17 protein-coding genes are annotated in these 20,211 nt (G+C 63.5%); 16 read left to right on the top strand and 1 reads right to left on the bottom strand.

Features of this window, described 5'->3' with window-relative positions; genetic code table 11:
* Positions 1-74: 74 nt before the first annotated feature.
* The gene (locus LOY50_RS10675) at positions 75-1,373 is read left to right on the top strand and encodes a D-arabinono-1,4-lactone oxidase (RefSeq protein ID WP_258691221.1); all 1,299 of its coding nucleotides are present in this window, start codon (positions 75-77) and stop codon (positions 1,371-1,373) included.
* Between the two features lie 226 nt (positions 1,374-1,599).
* Here the strand turns inward: LOY50_RS10675 and LOY50_RS10680 are convergent, their stop codons facing one another.
* Positions 1,600-2,544: a transporter gene (locus tag LOY50_RS10680; RefSeq protein WP_253473339.1), complete on the bottom strand. Its 945-nt coding sequence runs from the start codon at positions 2,542-2,544 to the stop codon at positions 1,600-1,602.
* Positions 2,545-2,750: 206 nt separating this feature from the next.
* Here LOY50_RS10680 and LOY50_RS10685 point away from each other — a divergent pair, with 206 nt between their 5' ends.
* The 15 genes from LOY50_RS10685 to LOY50_RS10755 all read left to right on the top strand — a co-directional run bounded on the left by LOY50_RS10685 (position 2,751) and on the right by LOY50_RS10755 (position 20,134).
* Complete coding sequence (locus LOY50_RS10685) at positions 2,751-3,794, top strand: AraC family transcriptional regulator (RefSeq protein ID WP_253473342.1); 1,044 nt, start codon at positions 2,751-2,753, stop codon at positions 3,792-3,794.
* An 84-nt stretch (positions 3,795-3,878) separates the two neighbouring features.
* Entirely contained in the window at positions 3,879-4,637 is a 759-nt protein-coding gene (locus LOY50_RS10690) for a GntR family transcriptional regulator (protein ID WP_258690807.1), read from the top strand.
* Complete coding sequence (locus LOY50_RS10695; protein WP_258690808.1) at positions 4,630-6,360, top strand: fumarate reductase/succinate dehydrogenase flavoprotein subunit; 1,731 nt, start codon at positions 4,630-4,632, stop codon at positions 6,358-6,360. The genes LOY50_RS10690 and LOY50_RS10695 overlap by 8 nt, the downstream gene beginning before the upstream one ends.
* Positions 6,361-6,384: 24 nt before the next feature.
* Positions 6,385-6,630, top strand: a complete 246-nt coding sequence (locus LOY50_RS10700; RefSeq protein ID WP_003180418.1) for a ferredoxin family protein — start codon at positions 6,385-6,387, stop codon at positions 6,628-6,630.
* A gap of 220 nt (positions 6,631-6,850) precedes the next feature.
* Positions 6,851-8,257: an ABC transporter substrate-binding protein gene (locus tag LOY50_RS10705; RefSeq protein WP_258690809.1), complete on the top strand. Its 1,407-nt coding sequence runs from the start codon at positions 6,851-6,853 to the stop codon at positions 8,255-8,257.
* 129 nt (positions 8,258-8,386) lie between these two features.
* Positions 8,387-9,169: an ABC transporter permease gene (locus tag LOY50_RS10710; RefSeq protein WP_253473354.1), complete on the top strand. Its 783-nt coding sequence runs from the start codon at positions 8,387-8,389 to the stop codon at positions 9,167-9,169.
* Positions 9,169-10,017, top strand: a complete 849-nt coding sequence (locus LOY50_RS10715; protein WP_253473357.1) for an ABC transporter ATP-binding protein — start codon at positions 9,169-9,171, stop codon at positions 10,015-10,017. Before LOY50_RS10710 ends, LOY50_RS10715 begins: the two co-directional genes overlap by 1 nt.
* The gene (locus tag LOY50_RS10720; RefSeq protein ID WP_258690810.1) at positions 10,014-10,976 is read left to right on the top strand and encodes a HEAT repeat domain-containing protein; all 963 of its coding nucleotides are present in this window, start codon (positions 10,014-10,016) and stop codon (positions 10,974-10,976) included. The genes LOY50_RS10715 and LOY50_RS10720 overlap by 4 nt, the downstream gene beginning before the upstream one ends.
* Positions 10,973-11,245, top strand: a complete 273-nt coding sequence (locus tag LOY50_RS10725) for a gamma-butyrobetaine hydroxylase-like domain-containing protein (RefSeq protein ID WP_253473363.1) — start codon at positions 10,973-10,975, stop codon at positions 11,243-11,245. Before LOY50_RS10720 ends, LOY50_RS10725 begins: the two co-directional genes overlap by 4 nt.
* A 195-nt stretch (positions 11,246-11,440) precedes the next feature.
* On the top strand, positions 11,441-11,629 hold the full coding sequence (locus LOY50_RS10730; RefSeq protein WP_258691300.1) for a nucleoid-structuring protein H-NS: 189 nt from the start codon (positions 11,441-11,443) through the stop codon (positions 11,627-11,629).
* Positions 11,630-11,950: 321 nt separating this feature from the next.
* Entirely contained in the window at positions 11,951-12,568 is a 618-nt protein-coding gene (lexA, locus tag LOY50_RS10735; protein ID WP_018606049.1) for a transcriptional repressor LexA, read from the top strand.
* Positions 12,568-13,200: a translesion DNA synthesis-associated protein ImuA gene (gene imuA / locus LOY50_RS10740; RefSeq protein ID WP_258690811.1), complete on the top strand. Its 633-nt coding sequence runs from the start codon at positions 12,568-12,570 to the stop codon at positions 13,198-13,200. Before lexA ends, imuA begins: the two co-directional genes overlap by 1 nt.
* A gap of 7 nt (positions 13,201-13,207) precedes the next feature.
* On the top strand, positions 13,208-14,629 hold the full coding sequence (locus LOY50_RS10745) for a DNA polymerase Y family protein (protein WP_258690812.1): 1,422 nt from the start codon (positions 13,208-13,210) through the stop codon (positions 14,627-14,629).
* Positions 14,605-17,703 (top strand): error-prone DNA polymerase, encoded by a 3,099-nt coding sequence (locus LOY50_RS10750; RefSeq protein ID WP_408980849.1) that lies wholly within the window; start codon positions 14,605-14,607, stop codon positions 17,701-17,703. Before LOY50_RS10745 ends, LOY50_RS10750 begins: the two co-directional genes overlap by 25 nt.
* Before the next feature lie 319 nt (positions 17,704-18,022).
* Complete coding sequence (locus tag LOY50_RS10755; protein ID WP_258690814.1) at positions 18,023-20,134, top strand: ATP-binding protein; 2,112 nt, start codon at positions 18,023-18,025, stop codon at positions 20,132-20,134.
* Positions 20,135-20,211: the final 77 nt, after the last annotated feature.

Below are 20,211 nucleotides of genomic sequence, written 5' to 3' on the forward strand. Positions count from 1 at the left end.
GCCGGTTGCTGCAGCAGGCCGGCGTTGTCGCAGCCTTTACGGCCCTGGGTAGCCAGGGTGCCCTGGCCGAGCTGATGCGCGCGCCGCGGCTGATCCCCTGGCGCAACTGGTCCGGCGCGCAGAGTTGCCTGCCGGCGGCGCGCCTGGCCCCCAAGGACCTCGATGAACTGGTGAGCGTGGTGAGGCGCGCCGAAGGGCGGATTCGTCCGGTGGGTTCCGGACATTCCTTCAGTGCCCTGGTGCCCACTGACGGCACCTTGTTGTCGCTGAGTTTTTTCAGCGGCCTGTTGGCTCATGATGCAGCCAGCCTGCAAGCCGAGTTCGGCGGTGGCACGCCCATGTCCCGCATGGGCCCGGCGCTCAAGGCCATCGGCCAGGCACTGCCGAACATGGCCGACGTGGATTACCAGACCCTGGCCGGTGCCATCGCCACCTCGACCCACGGCACTGGCAAGGCCTTCGGCTCCTACGCATCCCAAGTGGTCGGCCTGCAACTGGTGACGGCCAGCGGCGCGGTCCTCGATTGCGATGCCCAGCGTCATCCAGAAGTGTTCAAGGCCGGCCGGGTGTCCCTTGGTGCGCTGGGGCTGGTGACTCGCGTGCGCCTGCAGAACCGCGCCGCCTATCGCTTGCGCGAGCACCAATGGGTGGCGAAAACCGAGGAGTTGCTCGAAGACGTGGACACCCAGACCCGGGACAACCAGCACTGGGAAATGCAGGTCGTCACCCATTCCGACTATGCGTTGTCGATCGCCCTGAACGAAACCACCGATCCGGCCACGCCGCCGATCAGCCCCGAGGAGGAGGGCGGCAACGAATTCGTCAGCCTGATCGAAAACCTCGACAAGTACGGCAGCGACTTTCCAGCGACCCGGCGAGCGCTGCTCAACAGCCTGCGGCTGGTGGCCGATTTCGACGACCGGGTCGGTGACTCCCATGACATCTATGCCAACGCTCGCACCGTGCGCTTCAACGAGATGGAGTACTCGGTGCCGGCCGAATACGGCCCGGCGTGCCTGCGAGAGATTCTGGCGCTGATCCGCGACAAGGACCTGCGCACCTGGTTTCCCATCGAATACCGCTACGTGAAGGCCGACGACATTGCCCTGAGCATGTTCGAAGGCCGGGACAGTTGCTCGATCTCGGTGCACCAGCATTACCAGATGGACCATCACAATTTCTTTGCCGCCATCGAGCCGATCTTCTGGAAATACCAGGGCCGTCCGCATTGGGGGAAATTGCATTCCCTGAACGCCAAGGCGCTCCAGGCGCTGTACCCGCGCTGGACGGAATTCACCGAGGTGCGCCAGGCGCTGGACCCCAGCGGCAAGTTCCTCAATGGGCATCTTTCATCGATTCTGGGTTTGAGCTGAAGGAAGACCCTGTGGGAGCGAGCTTGCTCGCGATGGCGGTGTAGGAGCTGGCGAAGCCTGCGATCTTTTGATCTTGATCTTTCGCTCTCGACTCAATTGTCAGTGGAAAGATCGCAGCCTCGTTGCACTCGATAGCTCCTACACGGCTCCTACCCAGCGCCTACACAGCTAGCCCTACACCGCCGAGCGGGAGCAAGCTCCCTCGCCACAGGTGCTGTGAAACACTCTAGAACGCAAACGGAATACAGACCTTGGCCCAGAGCATTTCGCCCTCGGTGCGGTTCTCCACTGCAAACTCCTTGGCCCAGCGGATTTCGGCGCTGGCGTACTTGAGGAAGGTCAGGTGTAGCGCCGGGCCGATGGCGAAGACCTGGCCGCGTACGCCGTCGTCGACGTCCTGCCCGGCGAATTGCACGGTGCGGCCGTATTGTTTGTCGTCGGTGGTCTGTTTGAGGTAGTAGCCGTTGAGCCCCAGCCTCACGTTGTCGGTCAGGCGGTAGCTGGCGGAATAATCGAAGTGGAAAATCTGCCCCGAACGGTAGTCGGTGTCCTTGTTCTTGCGGTTGAAGCTGTAGGTGGTTTTCATCGACACCTCGGTGTCTTCCGAGGGCAACCAGGTGAAGGAAAACAGCGGCTTGTAGGTGTAGAAATTGTTGCTGGTATTGGCCAGTCGATCGGTACTGTATTCGCCGGTCGGCACGGTGATTTCCAGCGCCGCGGCCAGGGTCAGGTTCTTGCCCATGTCCCAGAGCACGATGGGCGAAATGGTGGTGTCGCCCATGCCCTCGCGGGTGTCGTGCAAGCCGAACACCGAGACTTCCTGCTTGATCCAGGGCTGGGCGATGTAGATCCCCGCGCGCCCACCGGCCACCCGCAACGGGCTCAAGTAATCGATACGCGGGACCACTGCCGTGGATTCGATTTCTACGTCCGGCAGTTCACCGCCCAACGAACTGATATTGAATTTCCGGGCCTTGTAATGGTTGTAGTAGAGGTTGAACGCGACCATGTTGTCCGGAAGGCTGTCGACTTCCAGCGGCAACACGAAAAAACCGTCGGTGCCGGGGCCGATGTTGTCGACCCCCGATTCGGTCGCCAAGGCGGGCAAGGCACTGGCGCAGGCCAGGCCGAGGGTCAATTGCAAGGCGAATGTCGTGCGGATCGGGTTCATGTGGAGGCTCATTATTATTGTTGGAGATGCACCGAAAGTCCGAGCCATACAAATAAGCCGTTCGCCGCCAACAGGGCAGGGTATTGGCGGCCATACAGGGGACTTGGGCGGCCAGATTTTTGTGCCCCTCGATCCGCCGGGGCATGCTAACTTTGTGAAACAACCGGTTACAAAAACGCCGCCTAACGTGCTCCGGAACCCGCCCCATGCAGATGAAAGTCATCGACCCGACCTATGAATTGGCGTTGGTATCGCCATTCCTGCTACAGACCCTGGCCGAGGTGGTGGCGGACAAGGGCTTCGATGCCGCCAGCCTGTGTCGCGGCCTGGGGTTCGGCCTTGATGATCTGCAAGACCCCGCCCAGCGCATTTCCTACCGCCAGGCCGTGGTCATGATTCAGCGGGCGCTCAAGCTGTTGCCCGACCAGGGACTGGGGTTGTGGGTGGGGGACCGCAACGTGCTTGGCACCCTTGGCCTGCTGGGCCACGTCCTATCGCTGTGCGAAACCCTGCGCGATGCCTTTGCCCTGGGGGTTCGTTACCAGCACACCACCGGCGGCATCGCGGTGACCAGCGTCGAAGAAGCCACTGACCGGATCATGGTCGAGGCGACCTGCCGGCTGCCTTTCGCCGAGATCCAGGTGTTTGCCGTGGAAGAGTTCTTCGCCAGCCTGATGGTCTATGGCCGGGCGCTGGCGGGGCCCGATTTCAAGCCCCTGGCCGTGGAGTTCATGCACGCCGCGCCGTCCTATGCCCAGGAATATCGGCGGATTTTGGGACCGGATGTGCACTTCGGTTGCCGACACAATCGCATGCTGATCGACGTGCGCTGGCTGGATATGCGTTTGTCCAATCACCACCCGTTGGCCCTGCGCCAGGCATTGGCCTTGCTGGAGCAGGAGGCCACCGAGGTGCACCAGAAAATCGATCTGATCCAGACCGTGGAACGGGCGATTGCCCGGGATCTGACTCGGGGCAGCCACATCGAGAAAATCGCCAGCGATCTCAATATGAGCAGCCGCACCCTGCGTCGGCGCCTGACCGAACACAGCCTGACCTTCGAAGCCTTGCTCGAACAAGTGCGCCGCGGCCGGACCCTGAACCTGTTGGCCAACCCTGAACTGTCCATCGAGCGCATCACCGAAGAAGTCGGCTACAGCGATGTGCGCAGTTTTCGCCGGGCGTTCCGACGCTGGACAGGCATGAGCCCGAGCGCGTTTCGCAATGAGAGCGCCGACGCCCGGCTCTAAGGATATGTCCAAACAGTATTTCTCAAGCCGTGTGGGCTTTCCCTAAGATCACGTCATAACTCGTTATGACAAGTGATAAGGGCCATGTCCGACAACGTTCTTCCCCTCAACAGCGTACCGCTGCATACGCAACTGCGAGACGTGCTGCGTGCGCGCATTCTCGACGGTGAATACCCCCAGGGCGGCCAGATGCCCTCGGAAAGCGAGCTCGGTGCGCTGTTTCGCGTCAGCCGCATCACCGTGCGCCAGGCCCTGGGCGATCTGCAAAAGGAAGGCCTGATTTTCAAGATCCACGGCAAAGGCACGTTCGTGGCCAAGCCCAAGACCTTCCAGAACGTCAGCACCCTCCAGGGCCTGGCCGAATCCATGACCGGGCGCGGCTTCGAGGTGATCAACCGCTTGCTCAGTTTCAAGTTCATCGCCGCCGACCGGCTGGTGGCCGAGCGGCTGAAGTTGACTGAAGGGGAAATGGTGGCGCAGATCAAGCGGGTGCGCTTGATCAACCGCGAGCCGGTCTCCCTGGAGATCACCTACCTGCCCAGGGCCCTTGGTGAACGACTGGAAAAGGCCGACCTGGTCACCCGGGACATTTTCCTGATCCTGGAAAACGACTGCGCCTTGACCTTGGGCCATGCCGACCTGGCCATCGATGCGGTGCTGGCCGACAACGACCTGACCCAGGCGCTGGAGGTCGAGCCGGGCTCGCCCATCATGCGCATCGAACGCCTGACCCATGACGCCAGCGGCCAGCCACTGGACTTCGAACACCTCTACTACCGTGGCGATGCCTTCCAGTACCGCTTGCGGATCGACCGGCAAAAAGGAACGCAGCGCCATGACTAGAAACACCCTGGAACAGGAATACGACATCGTCGTCATCGGTGGTGGCACGGCCGGCCCCATGGCGGCGATCAAGGCCAAGGAGCGCAACCGTGATTTGCGCGTGCTGCTGGTGGACAAGGCCAACGTCAAGCGCAGCGGTGCCATCAGCATGGGCATGGACGGCTTGAACAACGCGATCATCCCCGGCCATTCCACGCCCGAGCAATACACCAAGGAAATCACCATCGCCAACGACGGCGTCGTCAACCAGGCGGCGGTGTACGCCTACGCGACCCACAGCTTCGAAACGATCGAGCAACTGGACCGTTGGGGCGTGAAGTTCGAGAAGGACGAAACCGGTGACTATGCGGTGAAAAAGGTCCACCACATGGGGGCCTACGTGCTGCCGATGCCGGAAGGGCATGACATCAAGAAAGTCCTCTACCGGCAGTTGAAACGGGCGCGGGTGAGCATCACCAATCGCTTGGTCTGCACTCGCTTGCTGACCGACGAAGCGGGCGCGGTGAACGGTGTGATGGGTTTCGATTGCCGCACCGCCGATTTTCATGTGATCAAGGCCAAGGCGGTCATCCTCTGCTGCGGCGCGGCGGGGCGCCTGGGGTTGCCGGCCTCCGGCTACTTGATGGGCACCTATGAAAATCCGACCAATGCCGGCGATGGTTATGCCATGGCCTATCACGCCGGCGCCGAACTGGCGAACCTGGAATGCTTCCAGATCAACCCGCTGATCAAGGATTACAACGGCCCGGCGTGCGCCTATGTCACCGGTCCCCTGGGCGGCTACACCGCCAACAACAAGGGCGAACGCTTCATCGAGTGCGACTACTGGAGTGGGCAAATGATGTGGGAGTTCCACCAGGAGCTCGAAGGTGGCAATGGTCCGGTGTTCCTCAAGCTCGATCACCTGGCCGAGGAGACCATCCAGAACATCGAGGAGATCCTGCACAGCAACGAGCGGCCCAGTCGCGGTCAGTTCCATGCCAACCGCGGCACCGACTACCGCACGCAGATGGTGGAAATGCACATCTCCGAAATCGGTTTTTGCAGCGGTCATTCGGCGTCGGGCGTGTGGGTCAACGAGCGGGCCGAGACTTCGGTCAAGGGCTTGTACTCGGCCGGCGACATGGCGGCGGTGCCGCACAACTACATGCTCGGTGCGTTCACCTACGGTTGGTTTGCCGGCAACAACGCAGCGGATTTCGTGGCGCAGAAGGAGTTCTCGGCGCTGGATGCCGGGCAGATCGAACGGGAGAGGGCACGTGTCTACGCGCCCCTGGACCGCGAGCACGGCCTGCCGCCAGCCCAGGTGGAATACAAGCTGCGACGTTTCGTCAACGATTACCTGCAACCGCCGAAGGTCACCAAGAAAATGCAGATCGGCCTGCAACGCTTCAGCGATATCCAGCGCGACCTGGACCAGATCAAGGCCCACAACCCTCACGAATTGATGCGCGCCATGGAGGTCAGCGTGATCCGCGATTGCGCCGAAATGGCCGCCCGCGCCTCGCTGTTTCGCGCCGAAAGTCGTTGGGGGCTGTACCACTATCGAGTCGATCACCCACAACGCAACGACAGCGACTGGTTCTGTCATTGCCACTTGAAGAAGGGCGACGACGGCGCGATGACCTCATTCAAGAAAGCCGTCGAGCCCTACATCATCGCCCTCGATGCCGACGAACTGCAGGCCTATGACCGGCTGCGGGTCGGTGCCGACGCGGCGTGAACCGTCCACCCAGAGAGACCGCCCATGGCCTATCAACCCCAGGAAATCTTCTTCCGCTCCAATGCCCCCGTCACCGTGGACGAGGACAAGTGCATCGCCCACAAAGGCTGCACCGTCTGCGTCGATGTCTGCCCCATGGACTTGCTGGCGATCAACCCGGCGACCCAGAAGGCCTACATGGCGTTCGACGAATGCTGGTACTGCATGCCCTGTGAAAAGGACTGCCCGACCGGGGCGGTGAAAGTCGAGATTCCGTACCTGCTGCGTTGACTGACAGGACGCTATCGCGAGCACGCTCGCTCCCACAGTGGATTTGTGGTGAGCGCCGAAAAAAATGTGGGAGCGAACTTGCTCGCGAAGAGGCCCGCCCAAACACCACAAAAGCCATCCGGCCACCCCGGACGCCAAATTCAGAACACCCCTCGTTTCCCACCGCGCCCTGATCGCGGCGGAGACGAACATCCAATAAATGATTCGAGGGGACACACCCATGTTATTGCGTGCAGCACTCGCCGGTCTGGTACTGGCTTCGTTGACCTTGCCTGCCCAGGCAGAAACCATCCGTATCGCCATCGGCACCCAGGACACCACCATCAACTGCGCCGCCGGCGGGTTGTTGATTCGTGAACTGGGCCTGCTGGATAAATACCTGCCCCACGACGGCGCCTACAAGAGCGCCCAATACGATATCCAGTGGAAGAACTTCACCAGCGGCGCGCCGCTGACCAACGAGATGGTCGCCGGCAAGCTCGACTTCGGCGCCATGGCCGATTTCCCCGGGGCGTTCAACGGCGTGGCGTTCGAAACCGCCGGCAAGCACAGCCTGTTCATCAGCGTGTTGTCGGGCAGCACCCAGGGCAGTGGCAACGGCATCGTGGTGCCCAGCGCGTCGGGCGTGCAGTCGTTGGCCGAGCTCAAGGGCAAGACCATTTCGGTGCCGTTCGCTTCCACCGCCCATGGCATGTTGCTGCGCGCTGTCGCGGCCCAGGGATGGGACCCGCTCAAGGACGTCAACATCATTGCCCAGCCGCCGGAGGTGGCCGGCTCCGCGTTGCAAGCTGGCAAGATCGACGCCCACGCTGACTTCGTGCCTTTCGCCGAACTGTTCCCCAGCCGGGGTTTCGCCCGCAAGATCTACGACGGTGCCCAGGCGGGCGCGCCAACCTTCCACGGCGCGTTGGTAGATCAAGCCTACGCCAGACAGTACCCGGAAATTGTCGTGGCCTACCTGCGCGCGAGCATCGAGGCCAATCAACTGCTGGCCGCCGAGCCGGAGAAGTACAGCGAGCTGATCGCCAAGGTCACTGGCGTGGATGCCGAGGTCAATTACCTGTTCCACGGGCCGCTGGGCGTGCAGACCCGCGACCTGACCTGGAAACCGGAATACCGCCAAGCCGTCGGGACCGCCATCGACACCCTCAAGTTGCTGAAAAAGGCCGATCGCGGCCTGGACCTCAACACCTTCATCGATGACCAGTACATCCGCGCCGCATTCAAGGCATCGAACCTCGATTACACCGCGCAACTGGGTAACTACGCCCAGACCCCGCTGGGCAGTACCGATGCGGCGACCGGCCAGGCGATAACCGATTTCAGCCACGTGGCCGAGATCTGGGTGCGTGGCGAGTCGAAAGTGCGCCATTACGCCTCGGCGCAATCGGCCTTCGCCGCGCTGGCGAGCCTCAAGCAGGAAGGCAAGGGCATCCGCGCCGTCTATGCCCAGGCCAGCGACAGCGGGATCAAGCTGCTGGCCGAACAGGCGTGGTTTGCCAGTGATGCCAAGGGCCAGCTCAGCGCATTTCTGCTCAAGGACCAGGCCCAGCAATTTGCTAGCGCCCAGGGCGGCAAAGTCTTGGACTTCAGCGAAGCCACCACCCAGGCGGTCGCAGCCCGCTGACCTGACTCATGACCCTGTGGGAGCGAGCTTGCTCGCGATAGCGGTGTGTCAGTCATCTCAATTGCAGCTGATCTGACGCCATCGCGAGCAAGCTCGCTCCCACAGGGATTCCACTCCGGAGGAAGATTTGTGCATCCATCACCCAAACGCTGGTTCCTGCGAGCCGCTTCCCTGTTGCTCTGCCTGCTGTTCTGGCAACTCGCCGCCAACGGCCACTGGAACCTCGGCCTGGTGACCTTCGCCAACGTCCCGACCCCTCTGGCGGTGATCGAGGCGGCGCTGGGCCTGGGCGAGTCCGGCAATCTCGCCCGGCACCTGGGCAGTAGCCTGGGTCGGGTCTTTGCCGGTTATGGCGCGGCGCTGTTGATCGGCGTGGCGCTGGGCTTGGCCATCGGTCGTTCGAAATGGGCTGAAGACTTATTGCTGCCACCGCTGGAAGTGCTGCGGCCGATCCCGGCGGTGGCCTGGATTCCCCTGGCGATCCTGATGTTCCCTTCGTCGGAACTGTCGATGGTATTCATCACCTTCACCGGCGCGCTGTTCCCGATCCTGCTCAACACCGTGCACGGCGTCGAAGGGGTGGACCGGCGGCTGATCGCGTCGGCGAAGAGCCTGGGGGCCGGGCGCCGGGCGATCCTGCTGGAAGTGATTCTGCCGGGCGCCGCGCCGAGCATCATCACCGGCCTGGCCATCGGCATGGGCACGTCCTGGTTCTGTCTGGTGACGGCGGAAATGATCGCCGGCCAGTACGGCATCGGCTACTACACCTGGGCTTCCTACACCGTGCAGAACTACGCCGATATCGTGGTCGGCATGTTGCTGATCGGTGTGTTGGGCATGGGCAGCAGCCTGTTGATCAAGCGCCTGGGCGGGTTGTTCACGCCTTGGCATCGACCACGAGGAAAAGCCTGATGAGTGTGATGCAAACACCCGAAGGACGGATCGACATCCGTCAGTTGTCCATTGTCCTTGGCCAGGGGAACCAAGCCTTCGAAGCGGTCCAGGGCCTCGATTGCCAGATCGAGGCGGGCCAGTTCGTCTGTGTCCTGGGGCCGTCCGGTTGCGGCAAATCCACCTTGCTCGGGGCCCTGGCCGGGCATCTGCAACCGCGCACCGGCACTTTGAATGTCGACGGCGTGAGCGTTTGCGGCCCGTCGCCCCAACGCGGCATGGTGTTCCAGCAACACACGTTGTTTCCCTGGCGCAGCGTGCGCGACAACGTCGCCTTCGGCCTGAAGATGCGTGGCCTGGGCAAGGCCGAACGGCACCGGGCCGCCGATGAAATCCTCGCATTGGTGGGCCTGGAAGGCTTCGCCGGGCACTGGCCGGACCAGCTCTCCGGGGGTATGCAGCAACGGGTGGAGATCGCCCGGGTGCTGGTCAACCGTCCACGGCTGCTGTTGATGGACGAACCCTTCGGCGCGCTGGATGCCCTGACCCGGTTGAACATGCAGGAGCTGCTGCTGGACATCTGGACGCGCATCCGCACCACCGTGGTGTTCGTGACCCACGACATCGACGAGGCGTTGTTCCTGGCCGATCGTTTGCTGGTGATGAGCCCGCGTCCCGGCCGGATCATCGAGGACCTGCGTTTGGATTTTCCACGGCCACGCACGACCGAACTGGTGACCCGCCCTGAATTCTCCCGCTTGAAGCGCCACTGCCTCGACCTGCTGCGCCATGAAGACGGCCGGCAATTGCCGCGCCTCAATCCTCTCGGGCTTCCCCCTGAAACCTCCTTGCCGCGATTTGCCCTATGACCTCTCTATTCGAAGACACCGACAACGACGACATCCTCGCCCTGCAACCGCGCCTGACCGACGAGGACCCTGGCGTGCGCCGCATTGCCTTGATTGAACTGGCCGACCTTGAGGAACCTGAGGGGCTGCTGTGGCTGGTGGATCGTCTGGCCGAGGACTCCAGTGCCGATGTTCGGGCCGAAGCCGCGCGATTGCTTGAAGCCTGGGAGGACGCGTCGGTGGTTGCGGCCCTGTGCGAGGCCCTGACCGACCCGTCCGCGACCGTACAGGCCGCTGCCGCCCAGAGCCTGAGCCTGCTCAAGAGCGAGGCAGCGGGGCGGGTGATCCTGCCCTGGACGGCCCATGCCGATGCTAGCGTGCGTGTCGCGGCGTTCAGGGCTTTGCGCGAACTGCGCCTGGCCGACGCTGCGCCGGCTGCAATCGCCGCATTGGCCGACAGCGATGCCAGCGTGCGTCGCGAGGCAGTTGGCGTGCTGGGCTGGCTCAAACACCTCGACGCTTTGCCAGCCCTGGCCCGGCTGGCCAGCGATGATCCAGATACTGAAGTGCGCCGCGCGGCCACCGGCGCCCTTGGCCTGGCTTCGGACGCGCAAGTCTTGCCGGCGCTGCGCCAGGCCCTCCGGGATCCGGCCTGGGCGGTGCGCGAAGAAGCCGCCACTACCCTGGGCAAGGTCGGTCACGCCGCTGCCGGCCCGGCCCTGGTCGAGGCGCTGGCCGATGATTATTGGCAAGTGCGGTTGCGGGCGACCCGCAGCCTCGGGCGTTTGCGGTATGCCCCGGCGTTGGCGGCCTTGATCGAGACCTTGGGCCACCGCATCAGCAATCTGCGCAAGGAGGCGGCCCTGGCCCTGGGGGAGTTGAACGATCGCGGTGCGATCCCGGCGTTGCAGGCGGCCCGGGATGATGGCGACCCGGAGGTGCGCAAGGCCGTGCGTATTGCCTTGGGGCAGTTGCAATGAGCCCGTTGGCGATTGGCAATTGCCGGGACAAGGGACAATTGAGGCTCGACTGGCCCGATGGTCGTGAGCAACGGCTGGACCACGCTGAGCTGCGTCGCCGATGCCCATGCTCCCAGTGTCGGGCGTTTCGTCTGCGAGGGTTGGCGGTTCAGGTTGATCCGCGGGTTCGGGTGGTCGGGGTCAATGCCCAGGGGTATGGGGTGCAATTGGTGTTCAGTGATGGGCATGAGCGGGGGATTTTTCCTTGGGCTTATCTGGCGGGGTTGTAGTCTCTCTGTAGATTCCTTGTGGGAGCGAGCTTGCTCGCGAAGGCGGCGTTATGGCTGACCGGGATTTTGTTGATCGGGTACATATCCATTACTGCGGTAACGGCCACTTAGGGTTCCGCCCTGACGGCGGCTCACTTTTGAGAAGCCCGGGAGCCGGCCCAGTCAAAAGTAAGCAAAACGCTTCTGCCCCACCACTTGGCACCTCGCTTAGGCTCGGTGTGCCCTCACTCCGGCATTGCTCCGTGGGCCCGCCGCGAAGGGCCATCCATGGCCCAGCGCGGCTATCCCGGCATCCATGCCGGGATGCCCACTGCGCAATGCCTGCGTTCGGCCATCGTGGTTAACGGGGCGTCCGAGATCAACGTCCACCCCGAGGCGGCCTGATAGCCGACCTGGTTCTCCTGGTCGTACACCCGTCAGATCTGTGGGAGCAAAGCTTGCTCGCGAGGCGGCCTTACAGCCAACCTATCTCTCCGGCCATACCCCAATCCAACTGTGGGAGCGAGCTTGCTCGCGATAGCGGTGGGTCAGCTTGCATGGATGTCGAGTGTGCTGATGCTTTCGCGAGCAAGCTCGCACACAGGAAAATGCTGTTCACTTGGAAAAGTGTTGATACCTGTGGCCAGAGAATGCTCCCGCTGCGCAGCGGCCCCGAGCTGTGAACTGACTGGCGGCGCTTGTCAGAAAAATCCTTAAAGAGTACAAATGTACTCCATGACGACTCTCACTCCCCGCCGTACCGCCATCCTGACTTTCATCCGCGAACGCATCGCCGATCAGGGCCAGCCTCCCAGCCTCGCTGAAATCAGCGAGGCGTTCGGTTTTGCCTCTCGCAGTGTGGCGCGCAAGCATGTGCTGGCGCTGACCGAAGCCGGTTTCATCGAGGTCAATCCGCACCAGGCCCGGGGCATTCGCTTGCTGAACCAGCCACCACGACCCGAGCTGCTGGACGTGCCGGTGCTGGGGCGAGTGGCTGCCGGGTTGCCGATCGGCGCCGATGCCGAGGTCCACAGTCGCCTGATGCTGGACCCGGCGATTTTTACCAAGGCGCCGGATTACCTGCTGCGGGTCCAGGGTGATTCGATGATCGAGGACGGCATTCTCGACGGTGACCTGGTGGGCGTGCAGCGCACACCCCAGGCCTCCAACGGCCAGATCGTCGTGGCGCGCCTGGATGGCGAGGTCACCATCAAGCGCTTCGAGCGCATTGGCGAGCGGGTGCGTTTGTTGCCGCGCAACCCGGCCTACCAGCCGATCATCGTCGAGGCCGACCAGGACCTGGCGATAGAAGGGGTGTTCTGTGGCTTGGTGAGGCAAGGCTGATGGGCGCTGTCGTTGCGCTGGACACGCTGTTCAACGGCGGCCAGGTCTGGAAGGGCCGGCCTGCGCCGCCAGCCGCCAGCCCGCAACCCACCGGTCATGCGGCATTGGACGCGGCGTTGCCCAGTGGTGGCTGGCCGGAGTCGGCGTTGACGGAACTGCTCATCGCCGCGCCGGGCGTGGGTGAGTTGCAACTGGTGTGGCCGACCCTGGCGCGGCTGGCGGCGGCGGGGGAGCGGATCGTGCTGGTGGCGCCACCGTTTGTGCCCTATCCCCAGGCCTGGCAGAACGCCGGCGTCGACCTGCGCCAGTTGTCGGTGATCCGCGCCGATGAGCGCGATGCCCTGTGGGCCACCGAACAATGCTTGCGTTCGGGCAGTTGTGGCGCGGTCCTGTGCTGGCCCCGCCAGGCGGATGACCGGGCCTTGCGCCGCTTGCAAGTGGCAGCGGAAACCGGCCAGACCCTGGCGTTCGCCTGGCGCTCGATCCAGGAGGCCATCAACCCGTCGCCGGCGGCGCTGCGCATCGCCATCGATACCCGGCCGGCGCAATTGCGCGTGCTCAAGTGCCGCGGCGGGTTGGCTCGTTCGGCGCCGATTGCCTTTGCCATGCTCGCCCCACAAACCGGGCATTGAGGTTGCGATGCGCTGGGTCTGTATTCTCTTCCCGCAATTGGCGCTGGACGCCGCACTGCGTCAGCGCCCCGATCCCGACCAGCCCCTGGCATTGCTGACTGGTCCGGCCCAGCGTCGGGTGCTGCAAGCGGTGAATGCGCCGGCACGAGCCCTGGGCTTGCGGCCTGGCCAGACCATGACCGCCGCCCAGGCCTTGAGCAAAGGCTTTGCCACCGCCGAATACGACGCGGCGCAAATCGAACACTGGCAACAGTTCCTGGCGGCCTGGGCCTACCGTTTCAGCTCCCAGGTCAGCGTGCATTACCCGCGCACGTTGCTGTTCGAGATCGAGTCGAGCCTGGGCCTGTTTGGCCCCTGGCCGGTGTTCGAGGCGCGCTTGCGGGCCGAGCTGACCGAGCTGGGCTTTCGTCATCGCATCGTCGCCGCACCCAATCCGGTGGCGGCGCGGGTGTTGGCCAATGCCTATGATGCCCTGGTGGTGCCCGACGCCGAGACCTTGCAACAGTGCCTGGGAGACATGCCTGTGGAGCGGATCGGTCTGGAACCCGACGTCGCCACGGCGCTGTCGCGCATGGGCCTGCGCCGCCTGAGCCAGGTCCAGGCCTTGCCCCGGCAGACCCTGGCTCGGCGCTTCGAGGCCCAGGTGCTCAAGCACCTCGACGCGCTGACGGGCAGTCGCACCCTGGCGCTGTCGTTCTACCTGCCGCCAGACCGTTTCGATGTACGCATCGAACTCAACTACGACGTTCAGTCCCATCAGGCGCTGCTGTTTCCGTTGCGCCGGCTGACCGGTGACTTGTCGGCCTTCCTGTGCGGACGCGACAGCGGCGTGCAGCGCTTCGACCTGCACCTGGAGCACGCCGGTTTGCCGGACACGCTGATCAAGGTCGGCTTGCTCAGCGCCGAACGGGATCCTGCGATGCTCTTCGAACTGGCCCGCGGTCGCTTGGAACAGGTGCAGGTCGCGGCCCCGGTGCGGGGTTTTCGCTTGTGTGCCGAGGACCTGCCGAGTTTCGTGCCCCAGCGCCTGGAGCTGTTCGACGAGCGCCCGCAACAGTCATTGCCCTGGGAGCAACTGCGCGAACGGCTGCGGGCGCGGCTGGGAGATGACGCGGTGCAGGGCCTGGGTTTTCGCGATGACCATCGACCTGAATGCGCCTGGCAAATGACGCCGCAACCCCGGCCCCAGGCCTGTCCGGTACGCGCTGGTGTGCAACGTCCCGGCTGGCTGCTGAATGAGGCCCAGGTGCTGCAGGACAGCCAGGCGCGAATCCTCATGGGCCCGGAACGCATCGAGACCGGTTGGTGGGACGGAGCCGACGTACGCCGTGACTACTACCTGATCGAAACCCGCAGCGGACAACGTGGCTGGGCCTATCGACCGGTGGGCGAGGGCGGGCCGTTGTGGCTGCAGGGCTGGTTCGCATGAGCGTTGAGTATGCCGAGCTGCATTGCCTGTCGAACTTCAGCTTCCAGCGCGGCGCCTCCAGTGCCCTGGAGTTGTGTCGTCGGGCCAGGCAAGAGGGCTACCAGGCCCTGGCGATCACCGACGAATGCACCCTGGCCGGAATCGTCCGGGCCTGGCAGGCGGCCAAGGAACTGGAGTTGCAACTGATCGTCGGCAGCGAAATCCAGGTCGAGAACGGCCCGAAACTGGTGTTGCTGGTGGAAGACCTGGAAGGCTATCAAGCCTTGTGCCGGCTGATCACCCGCGCCCGGCGTCGCAGCGAGAAGGGCCACTATCGTATCTTGCGAGAGGACTTCGACCAGCCCTTGCCGGGGCTGCTGGCGTTGTGGATAGCCGAGGGCAACGACGCTGAGGAACACGGGCGTTGGCTCCAGTCGATCTTTGCCGGGCGCCTGTGGCTGGCGGTCCAGTTGCATTGTGGGCAGGACGACCGCCGCCGGTTGGCAGACTCGTTGGCGCTGGCCGAGCGCTTGAATCTTCCCGCCGTGGCCAGTGGCGATGTGCACATGCACGTGCGCGGCCGTCGTGCCTTGCAGGACACCATGACCGCCATCCGTCACCACGTCACGGTGGCCGAGGCTGGCCAGCGCCTGCACCCCAACGGCGAGCGCCACTTGCGCAGCCGCAAGGATCTGGCCGATCTCTACCCGCGGGCCTTGCTCGACGAAACCCTGAACATCGCCCGGCGCTGCACCTTCGACCTCGGCCAACTGCGTTACCAATACCCCCGCGAGCTGGTGCCCGAGGGGCATGATCCGGCGTCCTGGCTGCGGGAACTGACCGAGCGTGGCATGCGCGAGCGGTGGAAGGATGGCGTGACAGACAAAGTGCGAGCACAGATCGACAAGGAGCTGAGCCTGATCGCCGAGTTGGGTTATGACAGCTATTTCCTCACCGTACAGGACATCGTCAGCTTCGCCCGCAGCCGCCATATCCTTTGCCAGGGGCGTGGTTCGGCGGCCAACTCGGCGGTGTGCTACGCCTTGGGCATCACCGAAATCGATCCCAGCCTTACCAGCCTGTTGTTTGAACGCTTCCTGTCCCGGGAGCGCAACGAGCCGCCGGACATCGACGTCGACTTTGAACATGAGCGTCGCGAGGAAGTGTTGCAGTACGTGTTTCAGCGCTATGGCCGTCATCGTGCGGCATTGACGGCGGTGGTCAGCAGTTACCACGGCGCCGGGGCGGTGCGCGATGTGGCCAAGGCCCTGGGCCTGCCGCCGGACCAGATCAACGCCCTGGCCGATTGCTGTGGCCGCTGGAGCGACGAGGCGCCGCCAGTGGAGCGCTTGCGTGAAGGTGGCTTCGACCCGGACAGCCCGGTGTTGCGCCGGGTCCTGAGCCTGACCCAGCAATTGATCGGTTTTCCCCGGCATTTGTCCCAGCACCCGGGCGGCTTCGTGATTTCCGAACAGCCCCTGGACACCCTGGTGCCGGTGGAAAACGCCGCCATGGCCGAGCGCACCATCATCCAGTGGGACAAGGACGACCTGGACGCGGTCGGGTTGCTCAAGGTGGACATCCTGGCCCTGGGCATGCTCAGTGCGATTCGGCGCTGTTTCGACCTGATCGAGCGCTATCGGGGCCAGCGCTACGCCCTGGCGTCGCTGCCCAAGGATGATCGGGCGACCTACGAAATGATCAGCCGCGCCGACACCATCGGTGTGTTCCAGATCGAGTCCCGGGCGCAGATGTCGATGTTGCCTCGGCTGAGACCCAAGACCTTCTACGATTTGGTCATCGAAGTGGCGATCGTGCGGCCCGGGCCGATCCAGGGTGGGATGGTGCATCCGTACCTGCGCCGCAGAAACAAAGAAGAGGCGGTGACTTATCCCTCTGAAGCGTTGAAGCAAGTGCTCAACCGCACCCTGGGTGTTCCCTTGTTCCAGGAGCAGGTCATGCAGATCGCCATCGTCGCGGCCGATTACACCCCGGGTGAAGCAGACCAACTGCGTCGCTCCATGGCGGCCTGGAAACGTCACGGTGGCTTGGAGCCCCATCGGGAGCGCCTGGCGCAGGGGATGAAGAAAAACGGCTACACCGCTGAATTCGCCGCGCAAATCTTCGAACAGATCAAAGGCTTCGGCAATTACGGTTTCCCGGAATCCCACGCCGCCAGTTTCGCCTTGCTGACCTACGCCAGCAGTTGGCTCAAATGCCACGAACCGGCGGCGTTCGCCTGTGCCCTGATCAACAGCTGGCCCATGGGGTTCTACAGCCCGGACCAGATCCTCCAGGATGCCCGCCGGCATCAACTGTCGATCCGCCCGGTGGACGTACGCGCCAGCAATTGGGATTGCAGCCTCGAGCCCATGGACGGTCGACAACCGGCGATCCGCATGGGGCTGTGCATGGTCAAGGGCTTTCGCGAAGAGGATGCCCGCCGTATCGAAGCGGCCCGCCGGCATCGGCCCTTCAGCGATGTGGCCGACTTGGGCGAGCGCGCGCAGCTCGATGCCCGGGCCCAGGCGCAATTGGCCGATGCGGGGGCCTTGCAGGGCTTGGCCGGTGATCGCCATCGTGCCCGCTGGGAAGTGGCTGGGGTGCAGAAGCAACTGGGCTTGTTCGCCGGTTTGCCCTGCCAGGAGGAACCGTCCGTGGCCCTGCCAAAACCTACGCTGGGGGAAAACCTGTTTGCCGATTACACCACGCTCGGCACGACACTGGGCCCTCATCCACTGGCCCTGCTGCGTCCCGAACTGCGCGCCCGGCGCTGTCGCAGCTCACGGGAACTGCAAGAGGTGGAACATGGCCGCAATGTCAGCGTCGCCGGGCTGGTCACCGGTCGCCAGCGCCCGGGTACGGCCAGCGGTGTGACCTTCGTTACCCTGGAAGATGAATTCGGCAACCTCAACGTGGTGGTCTGGCGCGACTTGGCCGAGCGCCAGCGCAAGACCTTGGTGGGCTCGCAATTGCTCAAGGTCGACGGGCGCTGGGAAAGCGTCGGCGAGGTCCGCCACCTGATCGCCGGGCGCTTGAGCGACCTGACCGAGTTGTTGGCGGGCATCCAGGTGCATAGCCGTGATTTCCGCTAGACAACACTACCCTGTGGCGAGGGAGCTTGCTCCCGCTCGGCGGTATGTAGGAGCTGACGAGTGAAACGAGGCTGCGATCTTTCCCCAGCCACTTGAATCTCAAGCGAAAGATCAAGATCAAAAGATCGCAGGCTTCGCCAGCTCCTACAGAGCCCAGCGGGAGCAATCTCTGGCCACAGGAAGCATGTCCCTAGTCCAGACAGGTCGTCGTTCATGACCTCCCCATGAAACCAAACGCCAACCCAGCGCTCGAAGCTCTGATCGCAAGGGATTTGTGTATGCCGACTCCCAGCAGGCATTTTGAGGTTCAGAATCGACCATGCAGTTTCTATCCCAAAATCACGGGTGCCCTGGATGGGGCGGTGAAATGGCCGGGCGTATCCGGGCGTTCGATTGGAGCCGGACCGAGTTGGGCGCCATCGAGCACTGGTCCGCCAGCCTGCGCAGCGCCGTCCAGTTGTTGCTGGCTTCGCCCCTGCCGATGGTGATGTTGTGGGGCCGCCAGGGCTTCATGATCTACAACGATGCCTATGCCGAGTTCGCCGGTGGCCGCCATCCTTACCTGCTGGGGTGCGCGGTGGAATTGGGCTGGCCGGAGGTCGCCGAATTCAATCGGCATGTGCTGGACGTCTGCCTGGCCGGCGGCACCTTGTCCTACCGCAGCAAAGAGTTGGTCCTGTTGCGCGATGGCAAGCCTGAAGATGTGTGGATGGACCTCTATTACAGCCCGGTGCCCGATGACGACCAGTCTCCGGCGGGCGTGCTGGCGATTGTGGTGGAAACCACCGAGCTCGTGTTGACCGAGCGTGCCCGGCAAGAGGCCGAACGCAGTTACCGAGCCGTCAATGAACGCATCCAGTTGGCGCTCTCGGCCGGACCATTGCTGGGATCGTTCGTCTGGGACATCCAGGCCGACACACTGTCGGGCGATGAGCGTTTCGCCCGTACCTTCAACTACCCGCCAGACTGTTCGCTGGACGCACTGCCCATCGAAATTGCCCGCCAGCGCATCCACGCCGATGACCTCGACGAGGTCAACCAGCGGGTCGAACTGACCGTGCGTACGGGCATCCCCTACAGCGCTGAATATCGGGTGCGCCGCATAGGCGGTGATTACCTGTGGGTGCTGGCCAGCGGTCGCTGCGAATTCGATGCCACGGGCAAGCCCCTGCGTTTTCCAGGTGTGCTGATTGACATCAATGAACGCAAGACAGCCGAAGCGTCGCTGCTCAAATTCACCCGCGATCTGGAACAGCGGGTCGCCGACGAGGTGCAAGCGCGGCTGGCGGCAGAAGAGCAGTTGCGTCAATCGCAAAAGCTCGAGGCCATTGGCGGTCTCACGGGTGGCGTGGCCCATGACTTCAACAACCTGCTGCAAGTGATTGCCGGCAACCTGCACTTGCTGGCCCGCCACGAGCGGGGCAACGTCAACGTGCAACGACGGGTCAGTGCCTCCATCGAAGCCGTGGAGCGGGGCGCCAAGTTGTCATCGCAACTGCTGGCTTTTGCCCGGCGCCAGCCATTGTCACCGGCGGTCTACAGCCCACGACGCATCTACGATGGCATGGGTGAACTGCTGCAACGGGCCTTGGGCGAAACCATCCAGATTGAAGTGAGCCTGCCCCTGGAGCCCTGGTGCATCCACGTCGATCGCAATCAATTGGAAAACGCCCTGTTGAACCTGGCGATCAATGCTCGCGATGCCATGGGCGGCGAGGGCATCATCCGCCTGATCGGGGAGAACATCGGGCTCGATGAAGCGTTCTGTGCCGGCAAGGGGATCTCGGCCGGCGACTATGTCCGGCTGTCGGTGATCGACTGCGGTGCCGGCATGCCGCCCGAGATCCTGAAGCAGGTGTTCGAACCATTTTTCACCACCAAGACCGATGGCCAGGGCACCGGGCTTGGATTGAGCATGGTGTTCGGGTTCGTCAAGCAGAGTGGCGGCCATATCGAGATCTCCAGCGACCTGGGCGAGGGCACGCGAGTACGGATGTATTTCCCTCGAAGCCTTGCGCCCGAAGCGGGCGAAACCGAGCAACACGACGTGCTTCAGTCTGGCCGGCAAGAGACGATCCTGGTGGTGGAGGACAACGACGAGGTGCGCAGCGCGTCGGTGGAACTGCTGGAGCAGTCCGGCTATCGGACCCTCACGGCCGCCAACGGCGATGAGGCGATGAGGCTGCTGCTGGAAGGCATCTCGGTCGACCTGATCTTCACCGACGTCGTCATGCCCGGCCTGATCAAGAGTTCCGACCTCGCCGCCTGGGCCAAGGTGCAGAAACCGCCGGTCCCGGTGCTGTTCACCTCGGGGCACACCCGGGACATCATCTCCCGCAACCATCAGTTGAGCCCCGATACCCATTTGTTGAGCAAACCCTACGGCCCGGACGCGCTGACCCGGATGGTGAAGAGTGTGCTGGGCGGCTGATCGCGGCACTGCAAACAAATGGAACCGACGCCGTCGCATCACCTTCGAATGTTCAAGACCGGTCATCCATCCGGCCC

This window comes from Pseudomonas sp. B21-010 (assembly GCF_024749325.1).
GTDB classification, from domain to species: domain Bacteria; phylum Pseudomonadota; class Gammaproteobacteria; order Pseudomonadales; family Pseudomonadaceae; genus Aquipseudomonas; species Aquipseudomonas kilonensis.

What these genes read in the sequence shown, in the direction of transcription:
- LOY50_RS10715 (WP_253473357.1), top strand. Translation starts at nt 9,169, where the DNA reads ATGAGTGTGATGCAAACACCCGAAGGACGGATCGACATCCGTCAGTTG.
- LOY50_RS10745 (WP_258690812.1), top strand. Translation starts at nt 13,208, where the DNA reads ATGCGCTGGGTCTGTATTCTCTTCCCGCAATTGGCGCTGGACGCCGCA.
- LOY50_RS10725 (WP_253473363.1), top strand. Translation starts at nt 10,973, where the DNA reads ATGAGCCCGTTGGCGATTGGCAATTGCCGGGACAAGGGACAATTGAGG.
- LOY50_RS10680 (WP_253473339.1), bottom strand. Translation starts at nt 2,544, where the DNA reads ATGAACCCGATCCGCACGACATTCGCCTTGCAATTGACCCTCGGCCTG.
- LOY50_RS10700 (WP_003180418.1), top strand. Translation starts at nt 6,385, where the DNA reads ATGGCCTATCAACCCCAGGAAATCTTCTTCCGCTCCAATGCCCCCGTC.
- LOY50_RS10695 (WP_258690808.1), top strand. Translation starts at nt 4,630, where the DNA reads ATGACTAGAAACACCCTGGAACAGGAATACGACATCGTCGTCATCGGT.
- LOY50_RS10690 (WP_258690807.1), top strand. Translation starts at nt 3,879, where the DNA reads ATGTCCGACAACGTTCTTCCCCTCAACAGCGTACCGCTGCATACGCAA.
- LOY50_RS10675 (WP_258691221.1), top strand. Translation starts at nt 75, where the DNA reads ATGCGCGCGCCGCGGCTGATCCCCTGGCGCAACTGGTCCGGCGCGCAG.
- lexA (WP_018606049.1), top strand. Translation starts at nt 11,951, where the DNA reads ATGTACTCCATGACGACTCTCACTCCCCGCCGTACCGCCATCCTGACT.
- LOY50_RS10685 (WP_253473342.1), top strand. Translation starts at nt 2,751, where the DNA reads ATGCAGATGAAAGTCATCGACCCGACCTATGAATTGGCGTTGGTATCG.
- LOY50_RS10755 (WP_258690814.1), top strand. Translation starts at nt 18,023, where the DNA reads ATGCAGTTTCTATCCCAAAATCACGGGTGCCCTGGATGGGGCGGTGAA.
- LOY50_RS10705 (WP_258690809.1), top strand. Translation starts at nt 6,851, where the DNA reads ATGTTATTGCGTGCAGCACTCGCCGGTCTGGTACTGGCTTCGTTGACC.
- imuA (WP_258690811.1), top strand. Translation starts at nt 12,568, where the DNA reads ATGGGCGCTGTCGTTGCGCTGGACACGCTGTTCAACGGCGGCCAGGTC.
- LOY50_RS10720 (WP_258690810.1), top strand. Translation starts at nt 10,014, where the DNA reads ATGACCTCTCTATTCGAAGACACCGACAACGACGACATCCTCGCCCTG.